This window comes from Pseudomonas sp. FP818, assembly GCF_030687335.1.
In the GTDB taxonomy this organism is placed as follows: Bacteria; Pseudomonadota; Gammaproteobacteria; order Pseudomonadales; family Pseudomonadaceae; genus Aquipseudomonas; species Aquipseudomonas shahriarae.
In genome coordinates, this window is sequence record NZ_CP117427.1 from 4,111,917 (window position 1) to 4,136,188 (window position 24,272).

Here is a 24,272-nt window from a genome sequence, read left to right on the forward strand (position 1 = left end):
TCAGGTACCCAATAAGAACCCACGCCCATGACTCTCAAGACCCTGTCCATCTTCGGCACTCGTCCGGAGGCCATAAAAATGGCGCCGCTGGCGATCCAACTGGCAGCTGATGCCGATTTCGACGCAAGAATCTGTGTCACAGCGCAGCATCGCGAGATGCTGGACCAAGTGCTTGAGCTGTTTGAGCTGGTGCCTGATTACGACCTGAACATCATGAAGGCAGGCCAAAACCTGACGGATGTGACCACGGCCATCATCCAGGGACTGCAGGCGGTGCTGGATGACTTCAAACCGGATGTGATCCTGGTTCACGGCGACACCGCCACCACCTTCGCCGCCAGCCTGGCGGCCTATTACCGGCAGATCCCGATTGCCCACATCGAGGCTGGGCTGCGCACCAACGATCTGTATTCGCCCTGGCCGGAAGAAGGCAATCGACGCCTGACCGGCAGCCTGGCGACGATCCACTTTGCGCCCACGCAAACATCCCGGCAAAACCTGCTCAATGAAGGCGTAGCCCCGGACAGCATCCATGTCACGGGCAACACCGTGATTGATGCGCTGCTCAGTACGGTGGAGAAACTGGTGCCGATCCGCGCCAGGCTTGATCGGCAGTTTGCCTTCCTGCCCCTGGGGCAACGCATGGTGCTGGTGACGGGTCATCGCCGCGAGAACTTTGGCGAAGGTCTGGAGCGTATCTGCCAGGCCCTGGCTCACAGCGCCCGGTGCTTTCCGGACGTGGCCTTTGTTTACCCCGTGCACCTGAACCCCAACGTACAGCAGCCGGTGAAACGTCTGCTGGCGGGGATCGACAACGTGTACCTGATCGCCCCCCAGGATTACTTGCCCTTCGTGTACCTGATGACCCGCGCCCACCTGATCCTGACCGATTCGGGCGGCATCCAGGAAGAAGCACCCGCCCTGGGCAAGCCGGTGCTGGTGATGCGCGAGACCACAGAGCGCCCCGAAGCGGTCGCGGCAGGCACCGTCAGGCTGGTAGGCACCGACATCGGTTGCATCACCCATCACCTCAACCAATTGCTGGAGAACGAGGCCGAGTATCGGCAAATGAGCATCGCCCATAACCCTTATGGCGACGGTAACGCTTGCCTGCGTATTCGGGCAGCGCTACTGGACCTTCCACAAAAAAACGAGGCCGCCGCATGAGTGTCGAGAAGATTTGCGTCATCGGCCTGGGCTACATCGGCCTGCCAACCGCAGCCATTTTTGCCTCGCGCAAAAAACAGGTGGTCGGCGTGGATATCAACCCGCGCATCGTGGACATCATCAATCGCGGGGCCGTGCATATTGTCGAGCCCGGGCTGGAGCTGCTGGTTCACGCGGTGATCACCCAAGGCTACCTGCGGGCAACCACCACGGTGGAACCTGCGCAGGCGTTCCTGATCGCCGTCCCCACGCCATTCAAGGACAAGCATGAACCCGACCTGAGCTATATCCGGGCAGCGGTCGAAACCCTGGCCCCGGCGCTGAAAAAACGCGACCTGGTCATCCTCGAGTCCACTTCCCCGGTGGGCACCACCGAGCGCATGGCCCAGTGGCTTGCCCGGGCGCGCCCCGATCTGACCTTCCCGGCAACCCACGGCGAAGCCAGCGATATCCGCATCGCCCACTGCCCGGAGCGTGTGTTGCCGGGCCATGTACTACGCGAACTGGTGAGCAATGATCGGATCATCGGCGGCCTGACGCCGGCCTGTTCGGCCGCCGCAGCGCAGTTGTACCAGACGTTCGTCGAAGGCCAGTGCCTTGTGACCGACGCGCGTACGGCAGAAATGTGCAAGCTCACGGAAAACAGCTTTCGCGACGTCAATATTGCCTTCGCCAATGAGCTGTCAATGATCTGCGCACAGTTGAGGATCAACCCTTGGGAGCTGATTCGCCTGGCCAACCATCACCCGCGGGTGAACATCCTCCAGCCAGGTCCGGGTGTGGGCGGGCACTGCATTGCCGTCGATCCGTGGTTCATCGTCAGCCAGACCCCGGAACTGGCGCGCCTGATCCGTACGGCCCGCGAGGTCAATGAGTATAAGCCGCAGTGGGTGATCCAACAGGTCAAGCTGGCGTTGGCCACGCTGCTGCTCAAGCGTACCGACCTGCAGGCAGGCAGCGTACGGATCGCCTGCTATGGCCTGGCGTTCAAGGCCGATATCGACGACCTGCGTGAAAGCCCCGCCCTGGGTATCGCCCGGCAACTGGGCAAGGAGCTGGGGGTAAAACTGCTGCTGGTAGAACCGAACATCGAGGGGCTGCCCGCCGACATGGCGATGCACGCGCTGACCGATACCACCGACGCCCTCGAGCGGGCGCAGATTCATGTCGTGCTGGTCAGGCATCGCGAATTCATGTCGATGCCCGCCCTGCGCGATGGCCTTCTGGTGATTGATGCTGCCGGCGTGCTGGCGGCTTGAGAACGAATCAAGGATGAATGCGATGGAACGCGCCTTACACAAGCAACTGCGCCAGGACCTTGAGGAGCAACGCGCGAACAGCGAACAATTGCAGGCGGCCCTCACCCGCGCTCTTGAGCAGATCGCCACGCTTGACGACAGCCTGAACAGTGCCAATGCCAAGCGCCACCTGGCAGAACAGCGGCTGATCAAGACTCGCGCCAGCCTCACCTATCAATTGGGCTACCAGTTGAAGACCGGCACCCGTTCGCTGAGCGCATTGCTGCGCCTGCCGGCGATCTTGTTCAGGCTGTACCGGCAAGCCCGCAGGAACCGTCCGATTTGCACCCCCACAAAGGTTGAGCATGTACGGCAGTCGCTGCCTGCCACCGCGCCGGTTATCGCGACCCCCGCGCCCCGCCCGCTGGCAGAGGCCGAACATGTCCACCGCCATCTGTTGCCAGGTGCCCAGGAGAATGCCAAGCCATTAAGAATGGCCTGCGTGATGGACGCATTTACCTACGATGCCTACCGCCATGAATGCCAGTTGCTGCAACTGACCCCGACCCACTACCTGGCGGAACTCGAAGCGTTCCAACCCGAACTGCTGTTTATCGAGTCGGCATGGCGCGGCCAGGATGACGTGTGGCGCAACAAAGTGGGGCACAATTGCGAAGAGCTGCGGGGCGTCGTGCAGTGGTGCAGGGAACACCACGTGCCTACGGTGTTCTGGAACAAGGAAGACCCCGTGCACTACGACACCTTCCTGAATACGGCCAAGCAATTCGACTTTGTATTCACCACCGATATCGACTGCATTCACCGCTATAAAGGCGCACTGGGACACGACCGCGTCTACCTGCTGCCCTTTGCCTGCCAGCCGGCGGTGCACAACCCGATTGAGCTGTATGAACGCAAGGACGGGTTCTGCTTTGCCGGTTCCTACTACGTCCGTTATCCCGATCGGATCCGCGACCTCGTCAACCTCATCAGTGAACTGTCACGTTTGCGCCCCTTGGAGATCTACGACCGCAACCTCGGCAAACAAGACTCCAACTATCAGTTCCCTGTGGAGTATCAACCTTACATCGTAGGGACCTTGAGAGCCGATCAAATGGCCCTGGCCTACAAAGGCTATCGCTACGGGATCAATCTCAACTCGGTCAAGCAATCCCAATCGATGTTTGCGCGACGCGTCTTCGAGCTGCTGGGCTCCAACACCCTGACTGTCAGCAATTTCTCCCGCGGCCTGCGCGTGCTGTTGGGAGATCTGGTTATCGCCACCGACAACAGTTCGCACATGCTCAACCAGCTCAAGACACTGGCGGACAACCCGCAATACAGCGCCAAACTGCGCCTGGCCGGCTTGCGCAAGGTGATGCAGGAACACACCTACGCTCATCGCTTGCGGTATGTCATGGCCAAAGTCACCGGCACGCCTCAAGACGATCCCTTGCCCACGATCTGCATCATCGCCAACGCGGTCAACAACGCCGAGCTGCTGGCACTGACCCGGCACCTGCAGCGCCAGCGCTACAGCAATATCCTCATGACGGTAGTGGTGCACTCGGGGGCAACCGCTACGGACCCACGCTTGCGCCTGATCAGCCGCAAGCAATTGAACGCCATTACCGTGGCTGAACTGGCCAACGGCGCAGCCTGGGTGGGCGGGATGCTCGCCGAGGACTATTACGGCCCCCACTACTTGCTCGACCTGGCCCTGGCCACGCGCTACAGCCAGACCAGCGTGATCGGCAAGGTGGCGCACTACGCAGCCGACGAGCATGGCATCCATCTACAGAACGCAGGGCAAGACTACCGTTGCAGCAGTGCCATCGCCGCCCGTTGCGCACTGATCAAACCCTCGTCGCTGGCCGGGCAAACTGCCTGCGCCTGGCTCCACGCCCTGCCCTCCCTCGAGTACCGAAACCCTCTGGCCCTGGCAACCGATGCCTTCAACTACTGTAAAAATGCGGCTGGCGCCAACCCACAGCACGTCAGCGCCGTGGTGGATGATGTTGAGGTGGCTAGCGGTATCACCCTCGACACACTGCAACGTCACGCAGAAACCATCCCCCCGCTGCAAGTGAGTGTCAGCACGCCGTACATCAGCGGCGAAGCCTTGGCAAAGCTGTTTGCCCCACTAGGCAGTAGGTTGCTGCAAGCCGAGGTCGACGCAGGTACCTGGCACATCAGTTCAACCCTCGCGGACGGTCGGCACGAATACCACTATGCCCGGCAGGAACTGCCCGTGGACCAACTGGCTAGCAGCGCTCCCCTGAAGCTGTTCCTCGATGCCACCCCAGGCCTGAATATTCAGTTGGTCATCCTGTTTCTAGATGCGCAGAAACAACGCATCAGCCATCAGCTGCACACGGCTAATTGCAACCTGAGCTGTGATGTCCCCCCCGAAACGGCCTGCGTGCGCCTGGGGATCCGCGCTTACGCAAGTGGCAGCACAACAATCAAGGCGCTGGTCCTGGGCCATCGCGATACGCAGCCATCGACCCTGCTCGGCAAAGCCGGGCACTTGCTGCTGAGCAACCATTACCCGGCCTATGACGACCTGTACCGGAACGGCTTTTTGCATACCCGTGTGAGCGCGTATCAAGCGCAAGGGCTAGCGGTGGATGTGTTCCGCCTGCGGCCAAATGAGCCGGTCAGTTACCAAGAGTTTGAAAACGTCGATGTCATCACCGGCTCCCAGGCAGCCCTGGCAAACATGCTCGGGTCGGGGTCATACCAATCGGTGCTGGTGCACTTCCTGGATCCGCAGATGTGGGAGGTGTTGCGCAAGCACGCCCTCCCCACAATTGTCTGGGTCCATGGCTCCGAAATCCAGCCATGGTGGCGGCGGGCGCACAACTACCTCAGCGCAGAACAACAGCAACTGGGCACACTTGAAAGCGAGCGGCGCTTGGGTTTCTGGCGCAACCTGTTGAACCCCATGCCGGCCCATTTGCAACTGGTGTTCGTCTCCCATCACTTTGCCGAGGAAGTCATGGAAGACCTGGGTTTTCGCTTACCCAAAAACCAGTACCGGATCATTCACAACCCGATTAATACCCAGTTGTTTTCCTATCAGGAAAAACCGCCTGAACAACGCAAGAAAATCCTCTCGATCCGCCCCTATGTATCGCGCACTTATGCCAATGACCTGAGTGTCAAGGCCATCCAGTTGCTGGCGCAAAAACCCTGGTTCAGTGAACTGCAATTTCGCCTGATCGGGGACGGGCCTTTATTTGAGGAAACGTTGGCCCCCCTGCGCCAATACGCGAATGTGCGGATTGACAAGGGTTACTTGAAGCAATCCGAAATCGCCGAACTACATAAAGACTATGGGGTGTTCCTGTGCCCCAGTCGCATGGACACCCAGGGTGTTTCTCGCGACGAGGCAATGGCCTCGGGCTTAGTACCTATTACTAATCGAGTCGGCGCAATACCGGAGTTTGTCGATGATGAATGTGGTTTTCTCGCGGCCCCAGAGAGCTTCATCGAGCTGAGCGACGCCATTGAAACCCTGTTCCTGAACCCCCGCACGTTCCAGGAAAAGTCCCTGCGCGCCAGACAACGGGTGGTTATGCAAAGCGACACGCTGCAGATATCACAGGCTGAACTCAACCTCATACGAGACTCAAATGACCATCGAGAAAGCGTCGACATTACAGATCACCCTGCTATCGACTCTGGGCTGGTGCATGTCATTGGCTCGTAAATTCATGCGGGTCACTCCGACCGCCACCTTCACCGCCCATACCGCCCACTTCTGCGCGCAAGGCCTATTGATCGTGACCTTCCTGTTGCCGATCAAAATACTCATCCTGTTGGGCTCCGAGTCGATACCCGAGTATTTACCCCCGGCCCTCAAGTCATTCAGCAAGCCCTGGCTGATTATCGGCCTTAGTTTATTGACCGCTCTGTTTTATGGCTTGTACTTACTGTCCGAGCTGATTGCGTCGCGCTATTCCAGAACGGGCGCCTACCAACTGATGAAGCACAACCAAAAGTCCCACAGCTTGAGTCATCAGCGACCGTTGGCGGTACTGGCGTTTTCCAGGTTCACCCGAGGTTTGTCAGCGGCCAGCTTCGTGACAATTACCCTCGGCGCACTCCTTTACATCTACCCCGCGTTACTGACCATCGCCCTTACTTACATTGCGGTCGTCACGACACTGATCATCGTTTTATACAACCGCAAAGACCGCATCCGTTCAATTGTGCAGCGCCACCATCATGCGCTGCTCAATGCCCTGTCCTCCCTGGGTTTCCTGGGAACATTTGCCTTTATGGTCATGGACTTTCTGTACATGACCCCTACCCCCATCTATATCGCCCTTATCTCGTTGATTCTGGTCCGGCAAAGTCTTGCCCGGCTCAAGTCGATGATTGAGGACGCTATTTATCTGAAAAACCATCAGCAGAAAATCAATGCCCTGTTCTTCGCCCATTGATTCTCAACTAGCCGAACAGGAGAGGGTTCCCGTGACTCGTATTGCCATGCTCGTATGGAACGAATTCCGCAATGACGCCCGGGTATTGAAACAAGCCCAGACCCTTCAGTCGGCTGGCTATCTAGTCACGGTATTCGCGCTGCATACCCCCGGCGTGACCCGTAGTAAGGAAACCCTCATGGATGGCACCCGGGTAGTTCGGGTCGCACGACGTCCGTTATGGCGATGGCGCCGTGTCAAAGCGCAACAATCGCCGAGCGCGTCGGCTGCTGGCAACCCAATGACCGTCCTGCGCGTAGTTGCCCGGCTGTGGACCCATATCGGCCTGATAGCGCGCATTGCCGGGCACCGCGCCACGGTGATCCACGCCCATGACGTCAATACCCTGCCCAGCGCCTGGCTCGCCGCCCGGCTCAGTGGCGCCAAGCTGGTGTACGACGCCCATGAGCTCAGCACCAGCCGCGAAGGTTACGGGCGCTACCGCAAGTGGGTAGCGCTGATCGAGCGCACGCTGATGCCCAGGACTGACGGCAACATCACCACCACCGAGACGCGGGCGAAGTTCTTTGCCCGGGCATACGCCATTGCCCGCCCGCAGGTGCTGCAGAATCGCCCCCGGTTCAGCAACAGTCCGCCGACGCAACGGATCCGCAACGAACTGGGGCTGTTGCAGCCCTGGCCGATCATCGTTTATCAGGGAGGATTGCAGCAGGGACGCGGGCTGGAACGGCTATTGCGGGTAGCGGCAAGGGTACCGGATGCCTATTTCGTGCTGATCGGCGGCGGCAAGCTCTGCGTGCCGTTAATGACGTTATGCAATGAACTGGGCCTGGCCGAACGGGTGCATTTTATCCCGGTGGTGCCCCTGGCGGATTTGCCCAGCTACACCGCGTCGGCCGACATTGGTGTGCAACCCATCGAAAACACCTGCCTGAACCACTTCACCACCGACTCCAACAAATTGTTCGAGTACGTGATCGCCGGGCTGCCGGTGATCGCCACGGACTTCCCGGAAATTCGCCGGATTGTCAGAGCCCATGACATCGGGCTGCTGGTACCGGCGGGTGACGACGTGCAACTGCAAACAGCCCTCACCCGCCTGCTGGGTGATCCCGCGTTACGCCGCAGGTATGCCGGCAATACCCTGATTGCCGCCAGATATTTGAACTGGGAACAGCAAGAAGCCGAACTGGTGGGGCTGTACCACCGGTTGGCAGGCAAGGACCAGGGCCATCCATGACCATACGAATTCTGCTACTGAGCTTCTATTACCCGCCTGACCTGGCGGCATTCCGAGTCGAAGCGATGGTTGAGGCCCTGCTGGCGCACCCGGGCGACGAGGTGCAGATCGACTTGCTCACCACTCATCCCAACCGCTATGCCACTTCTTGCACGGTAGACAGCGATGCCCAACAGCGGCCAGGGCTTTGTATTACGCGCATAGCCCTGCCCAAGCACCCCAGGAACTTCCGCGATCAGGCCTGGGGGTTTGTTGCCTATGCCCATGGGGTGCGCAAAGCGATAAAGGGCAAAGAGTACGACTTGATCCTCGCCTCCTCCTCGCGGCTGATGACCGCCGCCCTGGCGGCGTCTATCGCCAGCGCACGCAAGACGCCGCTCTATCTGGATATCCGCGATATTTTCGTCGATGTATTGCCCGACTTGTTCCCCGGCGTTATGGGCAAGTGCCTGGCCCGGCTGTTTTGCGTGGTCGAACGGCTTACGATAAACCAGGCATCGCGGATCAACCTGGTGTCACCGGGGTTTCTCAGTTACTTCGTCGAGCGCTACCCGCATAAGACGTTTTCCACCTTCACCAATGGCATTGACGCCCTCTTCTGCCAGCCAGCACTCCCACAGGACACCCCCTGGGCACCTGCCGATCGCCTGAAAATTGTCTATGCCGGCAATATCGGCGCAGGCCAGGGCCTGGAAAAAATCATCCCGCAGTTGGCTGAACGCTTGGCTGACAGGGCGCGCTTCTTCGTGATCGGCCATGGCGGCACGCTACAAAAGTTGCGGGATGAACTGCAAAGCCGGCAGATCACGAATGTCGAACTGATTGCACCGACACCCCGCGCCCAACTCATCACTCACTATGACCAGGCTGATGTGCTTTTTTTGCACCTCAATACATTCAAGGCGTTCCTCAAGGTCATTCCTTCCAAGTTGTTCGAATACGCCGCCACCGGCAAGCCGATCCTGGCAGGCCTGGAAGGCTACTCAAAACACTTCGCCACCACCCATATCGCCAACGCTTCGGTGTTTGCCCCGGCAGATGTGGAGTCCGCCATCGCCGCACTGGCTCGACTCAAGCTCGAGCCCACCGACCGCTCGGCATTCGTTCGCGATTACGCACGGACCACCATCCACCAGCGCATGGCGATGGACATCCTGGGCACCCGATAGAAACCCGCTGATTATTGCAAAAATAAGTTAAATAAAAGCCCGCCGGGGCCGACAACCTATCAAAGCCTTGCGGATTGATCAATCATGCGTAATAACCAACCCGTTACCCAGCGCGAACGTACCTTCCCCGCTCAACAACGGTTGATCTCCACGACCGATGCCAAAGGCGTGATCACTTACTGCAACGATGCGTTTGTCGAGATCAGTGGGTTTTCCCGGGATGAACTGATGCGCGCCCCGCACAACCTGGTTCGCCACCCGGATGTGCCGGCGGCCGTGTTCGCGCATATGTGGACGACGCTCAAACAAGGCTTGCCATGGATGGGCATCGTTAAAAACCGCTGCAAGACCGGCGATCACTACTGGGTCAACGCCTATGTGACCCCGGTATTCGACGGCGAACAGGTGATCGGCTACGAATCGGTGCGGGTCAAGCCGACCGCCGAGCAGATCCGCCGTGCCGAAGCGCTGTACCAACGAATCAACCAGGGCAAGTCGGCCATCCCGCGCAGCGATAAATGGTTGCCGGTACTGCAGGACTGGCTGCCGTTTATCCTGGTCAGCCAATTGAGCTTCCTGATCGGCGTCTGGTTCGACTCCCACTGGGGGTTTGCCCTGGCCGCCGCCTTGTCGGTGCCCCTGGGTCTGCTCGGCCTGAGCTGGCAGCAGCGCGGCCTCAAGCGCCTGCTGCGCCTGGCCGAACAGACCACCTCCGACCCGCTGATTGCGCAGATGTACACCGACAGCCGTGGCGCGCAGGCGCGACTGGAGATGTCGATCCTCAGCCAGGAAGCCCGCCTGAAGACCTGCCTGACCCGTTTGCAGGACACCGCCGAGCACCTCAACGACCAGGCGCGCCAGTCCAACACCCTGGCCCACAACAGCTCAACCGGCCTGGAACGCCAGCGCGTCGAGACCGAGCAGGTGGCCACCGCCGTCAATCAGATGGCCGCCACCACCCAGGAAGTCGCCAGCCATGTACAGCGCACGGCCGATGCGACCCAGGAAGCCAATCGCCTGACCAGCCGTGGCCGGGACATTGCCGGGGAAACCCGCGAAGCCATCCAGCGCCTGTCGGTGGTGGTTGGAGAGACCGGGACAACCGTGACCCAACTGGCCAAGGACAGCGACGAAATCGGCGGCGTGGTGGATGTGATCAAAGGCATTGCCGACCAGACCAACCTGCTGGCCCTCAACGCCGCCATCGAAGCGGCGCGTGCCGGTGAGATGGGCCGTGGGTTTGCGGTGGTGGCCGATGAAGTGCGGCAGCTGGCGCAACGCACCAGCGAATCCACCGGGCAGATCCATGCCCTGATCGCCAAGCTGCAACAGACCGCCAGCACCGCCGTGCAGACCATGGATGCCGGGCATCGCCAGGCTGAAGAAGGCGTGGCACGGGTGATGGAGGCTGACGCGGCGCTGGTGGGGATCAGTGAGGCGGTGGCCCATATTACCGACATGACCACCCAGATCGCCGCCGCGACCGAGGAACAAAGCTCGGTGGCCGAAGAGATCAGCCGCAATATCAGCACCATTGCGCTGTTGGCGGACCAGACGTCGGAGCAGGCGTTGAACTCGGCGCAGTTGAGTGAAGAGCTGACGCATACGGCGAATACGCAGTATTCGCTGGTGGAGCGGTTTAACCGCTAGGGATTGACTGCCTGATCTAGCGCTATCGCGAGCAAGCTCGCTCCCACACTTTGATTTGTGAATACATTCAAAATGTAGGAGCGAGCTTGCTCGCGATGAGGCCCTAACAGGCGCCGAGAAACCCTGCCACCTTCCCCGCCGCTGCCTCCAAATGCTGCGCATGACTAAACCCCGAAGCCTTCAACGGCTTCAAATCATGATCCCCCGCCACCAGCCACTTCACCTCGATGCTCGGCGACAGCACATACCCCTCCACCGCCGCCCGATTACCCAGCGCATCGCGCTCGCCCTGCACTATCAAGGTCGGGGTCTTCAGCCCGGCCAGATGCTCGACCCGTGGCTTTTCTGGCTTGCCCACCGCATAGAACGGATACCCCAGGCACACCAGTGCATCAGCCGCCAATTCATCGGCCAATAAACTGGCCATCCGCCCGCCCATGGACTTGCCGCCAATAGCCAAAGGCCCAGCGACATGACGTCGCACCTGGGCATATACCTCGCGCCAGCATTCCAGCAGCTTTGGAGCCGGATTCGGTGGGCGCCTGCCCCCGTCCACACGGCGCTGGGCCATGTAGGGAAACTCGAAGCGCAATACGTTCACGCCATGCCCGGCAAGGCGTGCAGCCATGTCGTCCATAAAGCCGGAGTCCATCGGCGCGCCAGCACCGTGGGCCAGGATCAGCGTGGGTGATGGGCCAGCGCCCTCGCGCGTGGCTGCATTCCACAACCAACCGTATTCCCCCACACACTGCGCCCATTGATCCCCGTCAATACTGGCCTTGTGCTCTTTGCCCATGCTTGCCTCGCTTTTTAGTCTGCCTATAACTCCAGCCCAAGTGCTGCATCTGCTTGGGTTGAACCGTGGATGGGGAACCATGAACACTACTTTAAGTACCGCCTATAACTACAAGGTGGTCCGCCAATTCGCCATTATGACGGTGGTGTGGGGCATCGTCGGCATGGGGCTCGGGGTTTTTCTCGCCGCCCAGTTGGTATGGCCCGAACTCAACTTCAACCTGCCTTGGACCAGTTTCGGTCGATTGCGCCCACTGCACACCAACGCGGTGATTTTCGCGTTTGGTGGCTGCGCGCTGTTTGCCAGCTCCTTCTACGCGGTGCAACGCACCTGCCAGACCCAGCTGTTCGCGCCGAAAGTCGCCGCGTTCTGCTTCTGGGGCTGGCAATTGGTGATCCTGCTGGCGGCAATCAGCTTGCCACTGGGCTATACCAGTTCCAAGGAATACGCCGAGCTGGAATGGCCGATCGACATCCTGATCACCATTGTCTGGGTCGCCTATGCCATCGTGTTCTTCGGCACCGTGGCCAAGCGCAACACCAAGCATATCTACGTCGGTAACTGGTTCTTCGGTGCGTTCATCATCACCGTAGCGATCCTGCATATCGTCAACAACCTGGAAATCCCGGTCAGCCTGACCAAGTCCTACTCGCTGTACGGCGGTGCGACGGATGCCATGGTGCAGTGGTGGTACGGCCATAACGCCGTAGGTTTCTTCCTCACCGCAGGCTTCCTGGGGATGATGTACTACTTCGTGCCGAAACAGGCCGAGCGTCCGGTTTACTCCTATCGCTTGTCCATCGTGCACTTCTGGGCACTGATCACCCTGTACATCTGGGCCGGCCCTCACCACTTGCACTACACCGCGCTGCCGGACTGGGCACAGTCCCTGGGCATGGTGATGTCGCTGGTTCTGCTGGCGCCAAGCTGGGGCGGCATGATCAACGGCATGATGACCCTCTCGGGCGCCTGGCATAAGCTGCGCAGCGACCCGATCCTGCGCTTCCTCGTTGTATCGCTGGCGTTCTACGGCATGTCGACCTTTGAAGGTCCGATGATGGCGATCAAGACGGTCAACGCCCTGTCCCACTACACCGACTGGACCATCGGCCACGTACACGCCGGCGCTCTGGGTTGGGTGGCGATGATTTCCATCGGCGCGCTGTACCACATGATCCCGAAAGTCTTCGGTCGCGAGCAGATGTACAGCCTCGGCCTGATCAACGCGCACTTCTGGCTGGCCACTATCGGCACCGTGCTCTACATCGCTTCGATGTGGGTCAACGGCATTGCCCAGGGCCTGATGTGGCGTGCAGTCAACGAAGACGGCACCTTGACCTACTCCTTCGTCGAAACCCTGGTGGCCAGCCACCCAGGCTTCATCGTGCGGTTGGTGGGTGGTGCGATCTTCCTCAGCGGCATGTTCCTGATGGCTTACAACACTTGGCGCACCGTGCGTTCGGCACAACCTGCCGAAGTAGCCGCTGCGGCGCGGATGGCCTGAGGAGTCGATGATGAAACACGAAACGATTGAAAAGAACGTCGGCCTGCTGATGCTGCTGATGGTGCTCGCCGTGAGTATCGGTGGCCTGACGCAGATCGTCCCGCTGTTCTTCCAGGACGTCACCAACAAGCCGGTCGAAGGCATGAAGCCCTACACCGCGCTGCAACTGGAAGGCCGTGACATCTACATCCGCGAAGGCTGCGTACAGTGCCACTCGCAAATGATCCGGCCGTTCCGCGCCGAAACCGAACGCTACGGCCACTACTCGGTCGCCGGCGAAAGCGTGTGGGACCACCCGTTCCTGTGGGGCTCCAAGCGTACCGGTCCGGACCTGGCCCGGGTAGGTGCACGCTACTCCGACGACTGGCACCGCGCGCACTTGTACAACCCGCGCAACGTCGTGCCTGAGTCGAAGATGCCGGCCTATCCATGGCTGGTCACCGCCCAGGTCGACAGCAGCCACACCGAAACCAAGCTCAAGGTCATGCGCACCCTCGGCGTGCCGTACACCGACGCGGACATCACCGCCGCCGTGGACAGCCTCAAGGGCAAGACCGAAATGGACGCTCTGGTCTCCTACCTGCAAGTGCTCGGCACTGCAATCAAGAGCAAGAGGTGAACCATGGGTTTTGAACTGGATACCGGAATGATCCGCGGCCTCGGCACGCTGGTGGTGGCAATTGCCTTCATCGGCCTGTCGCTGTGGGTGTTCAACTCCAAGCGCAACCCGGAGTTCGCCGAGGCCTGCCTGCTGCCATTTGCCGATGAGCCTAAGCCTGACGCCACCGGCACCCCATCCGACGCTCAAGAAGAGCCTGTAACAAGGAGCATTCGGCCATGACTACCTTTTGGAGTACATGGATCTGTGTACTGACCCTCGGCAGCCTGATCGGCCTGACCTGGCTGTTGTTCGGCACCCGCAAGGGCGAGACCAAGGGCAGCGTCGACCAGACCATGGGCCACGCCTTCGACGGGATTGAGGAGTACGACAACCCTCTGCCCCAATGGTGGTTCATGTTGTTCGCCGGCACCCTGGTATTTGCCGTCGGCTACCTGATCCTCTATCCGGGCCTGGGCAACTGGAAAGGTGTCTTGCCGGGCTATGAAGACGGCTGGACCCAGACCAAGGAATGGGACAAGGAAATGGCCAGGGCCGACGCCAAGTTCGGGCCGATCTTCGCCAAATTCGCAGCCATGCCCGTGGAAGAGGTCGCCAAAGACCCACAAGCGCTGAAAATGGGCGGTCGCCTGTTTGCCTCCAACTGCGCGGTGTGCCACGGCTCCGATGCCAAGGGCGCCTATGGCTTCCCGAACCTGGCGGACGACAACTGGCGCTGGGGTGGTTCGGCGGACGCAATCAAGCTGACCATCATGAACGGTCGCCACGCTGCAATGCCGGCCTGGGGTGAAGTGCTGGGCGAAGACGGTGTGAAAAACGTCGCTGCCTATGTACGCCACGACCTGGCCAAGTTGCCGCTGCCGGCTGACAGCAAGGTTGACCTGGTCGCCGGCCAGCAAGCGTTCAGCACCACTTGCGTGGCCTGCCACGGCCCAGAGGGCCACGGTGTAGAAGCCATGGGCGCGCCGAACCTGACGCAACCTGCCGGCTTCATCTACGGCACCAGCCTGGCGCAGTTGCAACAGACCATCCGTCACGGTCGCCAAGGCCAGATGCCGGCGCAGGAAGCACTGCAAGGCAACGACAAGGTCCACCTGCTGGCGGCCTACGTCTACAGCCTGTCGCAAAAAGAGCAGAAGTAAGCTTCACGCTACAAGCTGCAAGAGAAGAGTTCTCAACTCGGCTCTTGCAGCCCTCCCCCCCTTTCCCGCTCCAGACTTGCCACTCACCGCTGCTCCCCTGCGCCCCATTGTCGCACCCTTCTAAAGCACACCTTTCCCCTCCCGCCATTCGGGTCTACGCTTGTTCCGACAGTAGACCGGTGTTGAGCGGTCGCAGACCGACTTGCACGCGATGAGTCTGACATTCAAGCAAGGTGACAGGCGCAAAGGCTGACAGTTACCGGCTGTCACGCCATTGACCATTCGTCACTGCGCCAGCTTGTTTGCCCAGACCTGCGCGCAAGTGCCTGCACCCCTGCAAAATTCCTGTCCAACCCGTCAGCTTTTCATTTTTGATTTTGTCCTTACGCCAAACATGGAAAGGGCGCAGAATCTGGTTTGTAAAGCATTGACGCAGGTCAGCGTTACGTTGCAATGGCACCCCGCTTTCTCCATACTTGCGACCGATTTTTATCCTAATAAAACACCTAAACCGTGGAACCTTAGAATGAGCACAGCAATCAGTCCGACTGCTTATAACTATAAGGTAGTCCGCCAGTTCGCCATCATGACGGTGGTCTGGGGGATCCTTGGCATGGGGCTCGGTGTCTTCATCGCCTCGCAACTGGTCTGGCCGGAGTTGAACTTCGACCTGCCATGGACGACGTTTGGACGCCTACGCCCGCTGCACACCAACCTGGTGATCTTCGCCTTCGGCGGATGTGCACTGTTTGCCACTTCCTACTATGTCGTGCAGCGAACCTGCCAGACGCGACTGATTTCCGACGGTCTCGCCGCCTTCACCTTCTGGGGCTGGCAAGCGGTTATCGTGGGCGCCATCATCACCCTGCCAATGGGCTTCACCACCACCAAGGAATACGCGGAATTGGAATGGCCCCTTGCCATCCTTCTGGCGATCGTCTGGGCGACCTACGGCATCGTGTTCTTTGGCACCATCGTCAAGCGCAAGACCAAGCACATCTACGTTGGCAACTGGTTCTACGGCGCATTCATCGTCGTGACGGCGATGCTGCACATCGTCAACCACGCCTCGTTGCCGGTGAGTTTCTTCAAGTCCTACTCGGCCTACGCCGGTGCGACCGATGCGATGATCCAGTGGTGGTACGGCCACAACGCCGTAGGGTTCTTCCTGACCACGGGCTTTCTGGGGATGATGTACTACTTCGTGCCGAAACAGGCCGAGCGTCCGATCTACTCCTATCGCCTGTCCATCGTGCACTTCTGGGCACTGATCACCCTGTATATCTGGGCCGGCCCGCACCACCTGCACTACACCGCACTGCCGGATTGGGCACAGTCCCTGGGCATGGCCATGTCGATCATCCTGCTGGCTCCGAGCTGGGGCGGCATGATCAACGGCATGATGACCCTGTCGGGCGCCTGGCATAAGCTGCGCACCGACCCGATCCTGCGCTTTCTGGTGGTGTCGCTGGCGTTCTACGGCATGTCGACCTTCGAAGGCCCGATGATGGCCATCAAGACCGTCAACTCGCTGTCTCACTACACCGATTGGACCATCGGCCACGTACACGCCGGCGCTCTCGGCTGGGTAGCGATGATTTCCATCGGCGCGCTATACCACATGATTCCCAAGCTGTATGGCCGGGCGCAGATGCACAGCACCAGCCTGATCAACACCCACTTCTGGCTGGCCACTATCGGCACCGTGCTCTACATCGCCTCGATGTGGGTCAACGGCATCACCCAGGGCCTGATGTGGCGTGCGATCAACGACGACGGCACCCTCACCTATTCCTTCGTCGAAGCGCTGCAAGCCAGCCATCCTGGTTTCATCGTCCGCGCCCTCGGTGGTGCGTTCTTTGCCAGCGGCATGCTGTTCATGGCCTACAACGTATGGCGCACCGTGCGTGCTTCCAACCCTGTAGAGGCTGAAGCCGCCACCAAGATCGCCGTCGTGGGAGCTCACTGATGAAGCACGAAGTAGTCGAGAAGAATATCGGCCTGCTGGCCTTCTTCATGGTCATCGCCGTGAGTATCGGCGGCCTGACCCAGATCGTTCCGCTGTTTTTCCAGGACGTGACCAACAAGCCGGTCGAAGGCATGAAGCCGCGTACCGCCCTTGAACTGGAAGGCCGCGATGTCTACATCGCCAACGGCTGCGTCGGCTGCCACTCGCAGATGATCCGCCCGTTCCGTGCCGAAACCGAACGCTACGGCCACTACTCGGTCGCCGGTGAAAGCGTGTGGGACCACCCGTTCCTGTGGGGTTCCAAGCGTACTGGTCCGGACCTGGCCCGTGTTGGCGGTCGTTACTCCGATGACTGGCAGCGTGCGCACTTGTACAACCCGCGCAACGTAGTGCCCGAATCGAAAATGCCGGCGTACCCGTTCCTCGTGGAAAACAAGCTCGACGGCAAAGACACCGCCAAGAAAATGGAAGTCTTGCGCACCCTCGGCGTGCCCTACACCGACGAAGACATCGCCGGTGCCCAGGCAGCCGTCAAGGGCAAGACCGAAATGGACGCGCTGGTGGCCTACCTGCAAGGCCTGGGCACCATCATCAAAAGCAAACGGTGATCTGAATGGATATCGGGATGATTCGAGGCCTGGGCACCGTTGTCGTGATGGTGGCCTTTATCGGTCTGGCGTTGTGGGTATTCAGCCCCAAGCGCAAGTCAGAGTTTGAAGACGCGACCTTGCTGCCTTTTGCGGATGATCCCGAAGCCATCAAGCACGTCGAGCAAGCTTCTAGGAGTAACAAAGAATGACTACGTTCTGGAGTCTGTACGTCACAGTCCTCAGTCTGGGTACCATTTTTGCCCTGACCTGGCTGCTGCTGTCGACCCGCAAGGGCCAGCGCGCCGAGCAAACGGACGAGACAGTTGGTCACTCGTTCGATGGCATCGAGGAATACGACAACCCACTGCCAAAGTGGTGGTTCATGCTGTTCGTCGGCACCATCGTGTTTGCCCTGGGTTACCTGGTGCTGTACCCGGGCCTGGGCAACTGGAAAGGCCTGCTGCCGGGCTATGCCTACCTCGATAATGACAAGCAAACCCCATTCGCCAACGGCCAGACCGGCTGGACCGGCGTGCACGAGTGGGAAAAGGAAATGGCACGCTCGGACGCCAAGTTTGGGCCGATCTTCGCCAAATTTGCGGCCATGCCCATTGAGGAAGTAGCCAAGGACCCGCAAGCCCTGAAGATGGGGGGCCGCCTGTTCGCCTCCAACTGCTCGGTCTGCCACGGCTCCGACGCCAAGGGTGCCTACGGCTTCCCCAACCTGACCGACGCCGACTGGCGCTGGGGCGGCGAGCCGGAGACCATCAAGGCCAGCATCATGGCCGGCCGCCATGCGGTGATGCCGGGCTGGTCTGAAGTCATCGGCGAACAAGGCGTGGCCGACGTGGCCGGCTTTGTGCTGACCAACCTCGATGGCCGCAAGCTGCCGGAAGGCGCCAAGGCCGACGTGGCCAACGGCGAGAAACTCTTCGCCGCCAACTGCGTGGCCTGCCACGGCCCGGCCGGTAAAGGTACGCCAGCGATGGGCGCACCTGACCTGACCCACCCGGGCGCGTTCATCTACGGTTCCAGCTTCGCCCAACTGCAGCAGACCATCCGTTACGGCCGCCAGGGCCAGATGCCTGCGCAGGAGCAACTGCAAGGTAACGACAAGGTGCACTTGCTGGCGGCGTATGTTTACAGCCTGTCGCACAAAGAGCAGCAAGAGCAGCAAGAACAGAAGTAAGCTGCAAGCCGCAAGAGAAAGCCCCGTATAGCGCATGCTGACGGGGCTTTTTTGTTTCCAGTGAAGCGCATCGACTGCTTGTAGCTTGCAACTGCGCCGTAGTAACGTAACTACATTCCCCCATCCCGCTGGGAGGCGCCCCATGACTATCACGACAATCTCCAGCCGCGAATTCAACCAAGACACAAGCGGTGCCAAAAAAGCCGCGCGCCAAGGACCGGTTTTTATTACCGACCGAGGCAAGCCTGCTCATGTGCTGCTAAGTATTGAGGACTACCAAAAATTGACAGGCATCAACGCCGATATTGTTGACCTGTTGGTGATGCCCGAAGCGGCGGATATCGAGTTTGAAACCGAACGTGCCGTAATTATCCATCGACCCGTGGACCTCTCTTGATGTATCTGCTCGATACCAATGTCATTTCCGAGTTACGCAAACCCCAAGCCGACAAAAATGTGGTGGCGTGGGCCAAAACCGTCGCTGCGCCACGCCTGTATATTTCGGCGATTACCTTGAAGGAACTGGAGACTGGGGTGCTGCGAATGGAACGCCGTGACCCCGCGCAGGGCAAGGTCTTGCGCACCTGGCTCAAACGCCATGTCATGCCGGCCTTCGATGCCAGGATCCTGCCAATTGACGCTGCCGTGGCCTTGCGCTGCGCCAGCCTGCATGTGCCAGATCGCGCTAACGAAGGTGATGCGCTGATCGCCGCAACCGCTCTGGTTCATGGCCTGACCGTGGTCACCCGCAATGTCGCCGACTTCCAAAGCAGCGGCGTGAAACTGATCAACCCGTGGGACCAATGACCTTCGAGCCCTGAAAAACCGTCCATACTCCTCCTGTCAATTGATTCAAGTCACGTACACCATCAATTGATTTCCCCCAACGCGACCAAAGGTCGCACCCGTTCACCCGTACTACAGGCGTATCATTGCGCCACTGCTAGACCCCTATTTTGACCCCGGTTGGCACGTACTGGCCGAGGCAAATCTCCACTGCCGTGGGATGCAATGATGAGCGATCAGATTCCGGTACACGACGTTACCCCGCCTGCCAAAAAAACCAGCAACACTGTCGATCTCTACGCCTCGCGGGAGAAAATCTACACTCGAGCCTTCACCGGGATGTTCCGCAATCTGCGGATGCTCGGCGGTGCCGGCCTGTTCCTGCTGTACTTCGGTACGGTATGGCTGAACTGGGGCGGACACCAGGCCGTCTGGTGGAACCTGCCAGAGCGCAAGTTCTTCATTTTCGGTGCGACATTCTGGCCCCAGGACTTCATCCTGCTGTCGGGCATCCTGATCATCTCGGCGTTCGGCCTGTTCTTTATCACCGTGTACGCCGGGCGTATCTGGTGCGGCTACACCTGCCCGCAAAGCGTGTGGACCTGGATCTACATGTGGTGCGAAAAGGTCACCGAAGGCGACCGCAACCAGCGGATCAAGCTGGACAAGGCGCCGATGAGCGCCAACAAGTTCCTGCGTAAACTCAGCAAGCACACGCTGTGGCTGCTGATCGGTTTTGTCACCGGCATGACCTTTGTCGGCTACTTCTCGCCGATTCGCGAACTGGTCTTCGAGTTCTTCACCGGCCAGGCCGATGGCTGGTCGTACTTCTGGGTTGGCTTCTTCACCCTCGCCACTTACGGCAACGCCGGCTGGCTGCGTGAGCAAGTGTGCATCTACATGTGTCCGTATGCGCGCTTCCAGAGCGTGATGTTCGACAAAGACACCCTGATCGTTTCCTATGACCCGCGTCGCGGCGAAGCCCGAGGCCCGCGCAAGAAAGGCGTGGACTACAAGGCCCTGGGCCTGGGGGATTGCATCGACTGCACCATGTGCGTACAGGTCTGCCCCACCGGGATCGACATCCGTGACGGCCTGCAGATTGAGTGCATTGGCTGCGCGGCCTGTATCGACGCTTGCGACACCATCATGGACAAGATGGACTACCCTCGTGGGTTGATCAGCTACACCACCGAACATAACCTGTCGGGGCAAAAGACCCACAAGTTGCGTCCGCGCCTGATCGGCTATGCGCTGGTGCTGCTGGGCGATGATCACCCTGCTGGCCACGGCGTTCTTCATGCGTTCGCTGGTGGGTTTCGACGTCAGCAAGGACCGCGTGCTGTACCGCGAAAACGCCGAAGGGCGGATCGAGAACGTCTACAGCCTGAAAAATCATGAACAAGGACCAGCGCGATCACACCTACGTGCTGGACGCCAGCGGCCTGCCGGACCTCAAGCTACAAGGCAAGCGCGAAATCAAGGTCGCCGCCGGGGAAATCTTCACCATGCCGGTGGAGCTGTCGAGCGCGCCGGAACAAATGCCATCGAGCACCAACGAGGTGAAATTCATCCTCAAGGATGCTGACGATGACAGCGTCCACGTTGAAGCCAAGAGCCGATTCATCGGCCCACAAATTCGTTAAAAGAGAGCAGAACAATGCCCGTAGCAACTGCCGCAAGCCCCTGGTACAAGCACCTCTGGCCCTGGATCATCATTGCCATCCTGGCCTGCTCGGTGACGTTGACCTTGTCCATGGTGACCATCGCGGTGAACAACCCGGACAACCTGGTCAACGACAACTACTACGAGGCCGGCAAAGGCATCAACCGCTCCCTGGACCGCGAATTGCTGGCCCAGACCCTGCAAATGCGCGCCACCCTGCACCTGGATGAACTGACCGGGGAAGTGGAGCTGTTTCTCACGGGCAACAGCGGGCCGACCACTCTGGAACTGAACCTGATTTCGCCGACCCAGCCGGAGAAAGACCGCAAGGTCGTGCTCACCCGCAGCCAGAGCGAGCCGGGGCGTTATATCGGCCAGGTGACTGACAAGGTCGAAGGCCGCCGCTTCGTCGAACTGCTGGGGGTCGAAGGCGACCGTACCTGGCGTATGTTTGAAGAGGAAGAAGTCAGCCATGGCACCGACTTGAAGTTGGGTGACGAGCCGTTGCAGGGTGCTGAAGACCTGAAGAACTGAAAACCTGCTCTTCGCGCATCGCGGACAAGCCTGCTCCTACAGATGGAGCAGGCTTGCCCGCGATGAGGCCCTCCCTGCCCACACAGATCCAAAGCCATGACCACCCCAACCCCCTGCTACCACTGCGCCCTCCCCGTCCCGCCCGGCAGCCGCTTCACCGCGGTGATCCTCGGCGAGCCCCGCGAGCTCTGCTGCCCGGGTTGCCAGGCGGTGGCCGAGGCAATTGTCGCGGGCGGGCTGGAAAGCTACTACCAGCACCGCAGTGAAGCCTCGGCCAACCCCGAAGCCTTGCCGGTGCAACTGGTCGACGAATTGGCGCTGTACGACCGCGCCGATGTGCAAAAGCCCTTCGTGCGCCACGACGGCGACCTGGCCGAAGCCACCCTGTTGATGGAAGGCATCAGTTGCGCCGCCTGTGGCTGGCTGATCGAAAAACACCTGCGCAGCCTGCCGGCCGTGGCCGAGGCGCGGCTGAACCTGTCCAACCATCGCCTGCATGTGCGCTGGGCCGACGCGCAATTGCCGTTGAGCCAGGTGCTCAGCGAGCTGCGCCAGATTGGCTACGCCGCTCACCCGTATCAGGCCGACCGCGCCGCCGAACAACTGGCCAGCGAAAACCGCCTGGCCCTGCGCCAACTCGGGGTCGCCGGCTTGCTGTGGTTCCAGGCGATGATGGCGACCATGGCCACCTGGCCGGAATTCAATATCGACCTGAGCCCCGAGCTGCACGTGATCCTGCGCTGGGTCGCGCTGTTTCTGACCACCCCCATTGTGTTCTACAGCTGCGCACCGTTTTTCAAGGGCGCCATGCGCGACCTGCGCACCCGCCACCTGACCATGGATGTCTCGGTGTCATTGGCCATTGGCGGCGCTTACCTGGCGGGCATCTGGACCGCCATCACGGGGGTGGGCGAGTTGTATTTCGATGCCGTAGGCATGTTCGCCCTGTTCCTGCTGGCCGGGCGCTACCTGGAGCGCCGCGCCCGAGAACGCACCGCCGCCGCCACTGCCCAACTGGTCAACCTGCTGCCGGCCTCGTGCCTGCGCCTCAAAGGCGATGGCCAGAGCGAACGCATCCTGCTCACCGAATTGGCCCTGGGCGACCGGGTGCTGGTGCATCCGGGTGCGATCCTGCCGGCTGACGGGGTGATCCTGGAGGGCCAGTCGAGCATTGATGAATCCCTGCTCACCGGCGAATACCTGCCACAACCGCGACAAGCCGGCGATAGCGTCACCGCCGGCACTCTCAACGTCGAAGGCGCGCTGACCGTGGAAGTGCGCGCCCTGGGCCATGACACCCGCTTGTCGGCCATCGTGCGCCTGCTGGAGCGGGCCCAGGCCGAAAAGCCACGCCTGGCCGAGATCGCCGACCGCGCCGCGCAATGGTTCCTGCTTTGCTCGCTGATCGCCGCCGCCGTGATTGGCCTGCTGTGGTGGGAACTGGACCCCTCGCGGGCGTTCTGGATTGTCCTGGCAATGCTGGTGGCGACTTGCCCATGCGCCTTGTCCCTGGCAACCCCCACCGCCTTGACTGCCGCCACCGGCACCCTGCACAAACTCGGCCTGTTGCTGACCCGAGGCCATGTGCTGGAAGGCTTGAACCAGATCGACACAGTGATTTTCGACAAGACCGGCACCCTCACCGAGGGCCGCCTGGCCCTGCGCGCCATCCGGCCACTGGGCAGCATAAGCAGCGACTTGGCCCTGGCCCTGGCCGCCGCCCTCGAAAACCGCTCCGAACACCCGATTGCCCGGGCCTTCGGCCGCGCCCCGCTGGCGGCTGATGAAGTGCTCAGCACCCCCGGCCTGGGGCTCGAAGGTCGGGTCGGTGAACGCCTGCTGCGGATCGGCCAGCCCGGTTTCGTCTGTGAATTAAGCGGCTGCGCGATACCCGATTCGCCGCAAGACGCTGGCCAATGGCTGCTGCTGGGCGATACTGGCGGCGCCCTGGCCTGGTTTGTCCTGGATGATCGCCTGCGCAGCGATGCGCCGGCACTGCTGGCCGCGTGCAAGGCGCGGGGCTGGCGCACCTTGCTGCTATCGGGCGACAGCTCGCCGATGGTCGCCAGCGTCGCCGCCGAATTGGGGATTGATGAAGCCCGTGGCGGCCTGCGCCCGGATGACAAGCTGCAAGTGCTGCAACAGTTGCACAAGGAAGGCCGCAAGGTGTTGATGCTCGGTGACGGCGTGAATGACGTGCCGGTATTGGCCGCGGCGGATATCAGCGTGGCCATGGGCTCGGCCACTGACCTGGCAAAAACCAGCGCCGACGCGGTGCTGCTGTCCAACCGCCTGGATGCCCTGGTGCAAGCGTTCAGCCTGGCGCGGCGTACGCGCCGGGTAATCATTGAAAACCTGCTGTGGGCCGGGCTGTACAATGGCCTGATGTTGCCGTTCGCCGCCCTCGGTTGGATCACGCCGATCTGGGCCGCGATCGGCATGTCCCTCAGTTCGTTGACCGTGGTGCTCAACGCCCTGCGCCTGACGCGCCTGCCGCGCGCCAGTGCCGCGAGCACCACCCCACAGCCCCGTCCGCTGCCGGCTTGAGCCGCGCGGGCATGG

The 24,272-nt window shown here is 60.6% G+C and carries 20 protein-coding genes and 1 pseudogene; 20 read left to right on the forward strand and 1 reads right to left on the reverse strand.

Annotated features, from left to right (window positions below; genetic code table 11):
* The first annotated feature begins 27 nt into the window (after nucleotides 1-27).
* From wecB to PSH80_RS18595, 7 genes are all read left to right on the forward strand, one after another.
* Nucleotides 28-1,167 (forward strand): non-hydrolyzing UDP-N-acetylglucosamine 2-epimerase, encoded by a 1,140-nt coding sequence (gene wecB / locus PSH80_RS18565; RefSeq protein ID WP_057444914.1) that lies wholly within the window; start codon nucleotides 28-30, stop codon nucleotides 1,165-1,167.
* Nucleotides 1,164-2,426, forward strand: coding sequence for a UDP-N-acetyl-D-mannosamine dehydrogenase (gene wecC / locus PSH80_RS18570; protein WP_305417866.1), 1,263 nt, complete (start codon nucleotides 1,164-1,166; stop codon nucleotides 2,424-2,426). The genes wecB and wecC overlap by 4 nt, the downstream gene beginning before the upstream one ends.
* A 22-nt stretch (nucleotides 2,427-2,448) precedes the next feature.
* Nucleotides 2,449-6,120, forward strand: a complete 3,672-nt coding sequence (locus tag PSH80_RS18575; RefSeq protein ID WP_305417868.1) for a glycosyltransferase — start codon at nucleotides 2,449-2,451, stop codon at nucleotides 6,118-6,120.
* Nucleotides 6,044-6,856, forward strand: a complete 813-nt coding sequence (locus PSH80_RS18580) for a hypothetical protein (RefSeq protein WP_128592863.1) — start codon at nucleotides 6,044-6,046, stop codon at nucleotides 6,854-6,856. Before PSH80_RS18575 ends, PSH80_RS18580 begins: the two co-directional genes overlap by 77 nt.
* A 31-nt stretch (nucleotides 6,857-6,887) precedes the next feature.
* Nucleotides 6,888-8,096: a glycosyltransferase family 4 protein gene (locus PSH80_RS18585; protein ID WP_262152995.1), complete on the forward strand. Its 1,209-nt coding sequence runs from the start codon at nucleotides 6,888-6,890 to the stop codon at nucleotides 8,094-8,096.
* Nucleotides 8,093-9,265: a glycosyltransferase family 4 protein gene (locus tag PSH80_RS18590; RefSeq protein WP_305417875.1), complete on the forward strand. Its 1,173-nt coding sequence runs from the start codon at nucleotides 8,093-8,095 to the stop codon at nucleotides 9,263-9,265. Before PSH80_RS18585 ends, PSH80_RS18590 begins: the two co-directional genes overlap by 4 nt.
* A gap of 84 nt (nucleotides 9,266-9,349) precedes the next feature.
* The gene (locus tag PSH80_RS18595; RefSeq protein ID WP_057960312.1) at nucleotides 9,350-10,915 is read left to right on the forward strand and encodes a PAS domain-containing methyl-accepting chemotaxis protein; all 1,566 of its coding nucleotides are present in this window, start codon (nucleotides 9,350-9,352) and stop codon (nucleotides 10,913-10,915) included.
* A 103-nt stretch (nucleotides 10,916-11,018) separates the two neighbouring features.
* Here the strand turns inward: PSH80_RS18595 and PSH80_RS18600 are convergent, their stop codons facing one another.
* Nucleotides 11,019-11,711, reverse strand: coding sequence for an alpha/beta family hydrolase (locus PSH80_RS18600; RefSeq protein ID WP_057960313.1), 693 nt, complete (start codon nucleotides 11,709-11,711; stop codon nucleotides 11,019-11,021).
* A gap of 79 nt (nucleotides 11,712-11,790) precedes the next feature.
* On the opposite strand from PSH80_RS18600, the gene ccoN (PSH80_RS18605) reads away from it, so the two are divergent.
* The 13 genes and pseudogenes from ccoN (PSH80_RS18605) (at nucleotide 11,791) to PSH80_RS18665 (ending at nucleotide 24,257) form a co-directional block, all read left to right on the forward strand.
* Nucleotides 11,791-13,215 (forward strand): cytochrome-c oxidase, cbb3-type subunit I, encoded by a 1,425-nt coding sequence (gene ccoN / locus PSH80_RS18605; RefSeq protein ID WP_070994710.1) that lies wholly within the window; start codon nucleotides 11,791-11,793, stop codon nucleotides 13,213-13,215.
* 10 nt (nucleotides 13,216-13,225) lie between these two features.
* Entirely contained in the window at nucleotides 13,226-13,834 is a 609-nt protein-coding gene (ccoO, locus tag PSH80_RS18610) for a cytochrome-c oxidase, cbb3-type subunit II (RefSeq protein WP_029300055.1), read from the forward strand.
* A gap of 3 nt (nucleotides 13,835-13,837) precedes the next feature.
* The gene (locus PSH80_RS18615; RefSeq protein ID WP_057439484.1) at nucleotides 13,838-14,056 is read left to right on the forward strand and encodes a cbb3-type cytochrome c oxidase subunit 3; all 219 of its coding nucleotides are present in this window, start codon (nucleotides 13,838-13,840) and stop codon (nucleotides 14,054-14,056) included.
* A complete protein-coding gene (ccoP, locus tag PSH80_RS18620; RefSeq protein ID WP_128592861.1) occupies nucleotides 14,053-14,976 on the forward strand; it encodes a cytochrome-c oxidase, cbb3-type subunit III in 924 nt (307 codons plus the stop codon). The genes PSH80_RS18615 and ccoP (PSH80_RS18620) overlap by 4 nt, the downstream gene beginning before the upstream one ends.
* 526 nt (nucleotides 14,977-15,502) lie before the next feature.
* A complete protein-coding gene (gene ccoN / locus PSH80_RS18625) occupies nucleotides 15,503-16,945 on the forward strand; it encodes a cytochrome-c oxidase, cbb3-type subunit I (RefSeq protein ID WP_305417879.1) in 1,443 nt (480 codons plus the stop codon).
* Nucleotides 16,945-17,553, forward strand: a complete 609-nt coding sequence (gene ccoO / locus PSH80_RS18630; RefSeq protein WP_029300047.1) for a cytochrome-c oxidase, cbb3-type subunit II — start codon at nucleotides 16,945-16,947, stop codon at nucleotides 17,551-17,553. Before ccoN (PSH80_RS18625) ends, ccoO (PSH80_RS18630) begins: the two co-directional genes overlap by 1 nt.
* A 5-nt stretch (nucleotides 17,554-17,558) precedes the next feature.
* The gene (locus PSH80_RS18635) at nucleotides 17,559-17,744 is read left to right on the forward strand and encodes a CcoQ/FixQ family Cbb3-type cytochrome c oxidase assembly chaperone (protein WP_003175465.1); all 186 of its coding nucleotides are present in this window, start codon (nucleotides 17,559-17,561) and stop codon (nucleotides 17,742-17,744) included.
* Nucleotides 17,741-18,724, forward strand: coding sequence for a cytochrome-c oxidase, cbb3-type subunit III (gene ccoP / locus PSH80_RS18640; RefSeq protein ID WP_186625609.1), 984 nt, complete (start codon nucleotides 17,741-17,743; stop codon nucleotides 18,722-18,724). Before PSH80_RS18635 ends, ccoP (PSH80_RS18640) begins: the two co-directional genes overlap by 4 nt.
* A 142-nt stretch (nucleotides 18,725-18,866) precedes the next feature.
* Nucleotides 18,867-19,121, forward strand: a complete 255-nt coding sequence (locus tag PSH80_RS18645) for a type II toxin-antitoxin system Phd/YefM family antitoxin (protein ID WP_029300038.1) — start codon at nucleotides 18,867-18,869, stop codon at nucleotides 19,119-19,121.
* Nucleotides 19,121-19,531, forward strand: coding sequence for a type II toxin-antitoxin system VapC family toxin (locus tag PSH80_RS18650; protein ID WP_057439489.1), 411 nt, complete (start codon nucleotides 19,121-19,123; stop codon nucleotides 19,529-19,531). Before PSH80_RS18645 ends, PSH80_RS18650 begins: the two co-directional genes overlap by 1 nt.
* A 207-nt stretch (nucleotides 19,532-19,738) precedes the next feature.
* Nucleotides 19,739-21,156: pseudogene (ccoG, locus tag PSH80_RS18655) on the forward strand (cytochrome c oxidase accessory protein CcoG).
* Between the two features lie 14 nt (nucleotides 21,157-21,170).
* A complete protein-coding gene (locus tag PSH80_RS18660) occupies nucleotides 21,171-21,710 on the forward strand; it encodes a FixH family protein (RefSeq protein WP_057960318.1) in 540 nt (179 codons plus the stop codon).
* 96 nt (nucleotides 21,711-21,806) lie between these two features.
* Nucleotides 21,807-24,257, forward strand: a complete 2,451-nt coding sequence (locus PSH80_RS18665) for a heavy metal translocating P-type ATPase (RefSeq protein ID WP_120733826.1) — start codon at nucleotides 21,807-21,809, stop codon at nucleotides 24,255-24,257.
* Nucleotides 24,258-24,272 lie beyond the last annotated feature (15 nt).

What these genes read in the sequence shown, in the direction of transcription:
- wecB (WP_057444914.1), top strand. Translation starts at nt 28, where the DNA reads ATGACTCTCAAGACCCTGTCCATCTTCGGCACTCGTCCGGAGGCCATA.
- wecC (WP_305417866.1), top strand. Translation starts at nt 1,164, where the DNA reads ATGAGTGTCGAGAAGATTTGCGTCATCGGCCTGGGCTACATCGGCCTG.
- PSH80_RS18575 (WP_305417868.1), top strand. Translation starts at nt 2,449, where the DNA reads ATGGAACGCGCCTTACACAAGCAACTGCGCCAGGACCTTGAGGAGCAA.
- PSH80_RS18580 (WP_128592863.1), top strand. Translation starts at nt 6,044, where the DNA reads ATGACCATCGAGAAAGCGTCGACATTACAGATCACCCTGCTATCGACT.
- PSH80_RS18590 (WP_305417875.1), top strand. Translation starts at nt 8,093, where the DNA reads ATGACCATACGAATTCTGCTACTGAGCTTCTATTACCCGCCTGACCTG.
- PSH80_RS18595 (WP_057960312.1), top strand. Translation starts at nt 9,350, where the DNA reads ATGCGTAATAACCAACCCGTTACCCAGCGCGAACGTACCTTCCCCGCT.
- PSH80_RS18600 (WP_057960313.1), bottom strand. Translation starts at nt 11,711, where the DNA reads ATGGGCAAAGAGCACAAGGCCAGTATTGACGGGGATCAATGGGCGCAG.
- ccoN (WP_070994710.1), top strand. Translation starts at nt 11,791, where the DNA reads ATGAACACTACTTTAAGTACCGCCTATAACTACAAGGTGGTCCGCCAA.
- ccoO (WP_029300055.1), top strand. Translation starts at nt 13,226, where the DNA reads ATGAAACACGAAACGATTGAAAAGAACGTCGGCCTGCTGATGCTGCTG.
- PSH80_RS18615 (WP_057439484.1), top strand. Translation starts at nt 13,838, where the DNA reads ATGGGTTTTGAACTGGATACCGGAATGATCCGCGGCCTCGGCACGCTG.
- ccoP (WP_128592861.1), top strand. Translation starts at nt 14,053, where the DNA reads ATGACTACCTTTTGGAGTACATGGATCTGTGTACTGACCCTCGGCAGC.
- ccoN (WP_305417879.1), top strand. Translation starts at nt 15,503, where the DNA reads ATGAGCACAGCAATCAGTCCGACTGCTTATAACTATAAGGTAGTCCGC.
- ccoO (WP_029300047.1), top strand. Translation starts at nt 16,945, where the DNA reads ATGAAGCACGAAGTAGTCGAGAAGAATATCGGCCTGCTGGCCTTCTTC.
- PSH80_RS18635 (WP_003175465.1), top strand. Translation starts at nt 17,559, where the DNA reads ATGGATATCGGGATGATTCGAGGCCTGGGCACCGTTGTCGTGATGGTG.
- ccoP (WP_186625609.1), top strand. Translation starts at nt 17,741, where the DNA reads ATGACTACGTTCTGGAGTCTGTACGTCACAGTCCTCAGTCTGGGTACC.
- PSH80_RS18645 (WP_029300038.1), top strand. Translation starts at nt 18,867, where the DNA reads ATGACTATCACGACAATCTCCAGCCGCGAATTCAACCAAGACACAAGC.
- PSH80_RS18650 (WP_057439489.1), top strand. Translation starts at nt 19,121, where the DNA reads ATGTATCTGCTCGATACCAATGTCATTTCCGAGTTACGCAAACCCCAA.
- PSH80_RS18660 (WP_057960318.1), top strand. Translation starts at nt 21,171, where the DNA reads ATGCCCGTAGCAACTGCCGCAAGCCCCTGGTACAAGCACCTCTGGCCC.
- PSH80_RS18665 (WP_120733826.1), top strand. Translation starts at nt 21,807, where the DNA reads ATGACCACCCCAACCCCCTGCTACCACTGCGCCCTCCCCGTCCCGCCC.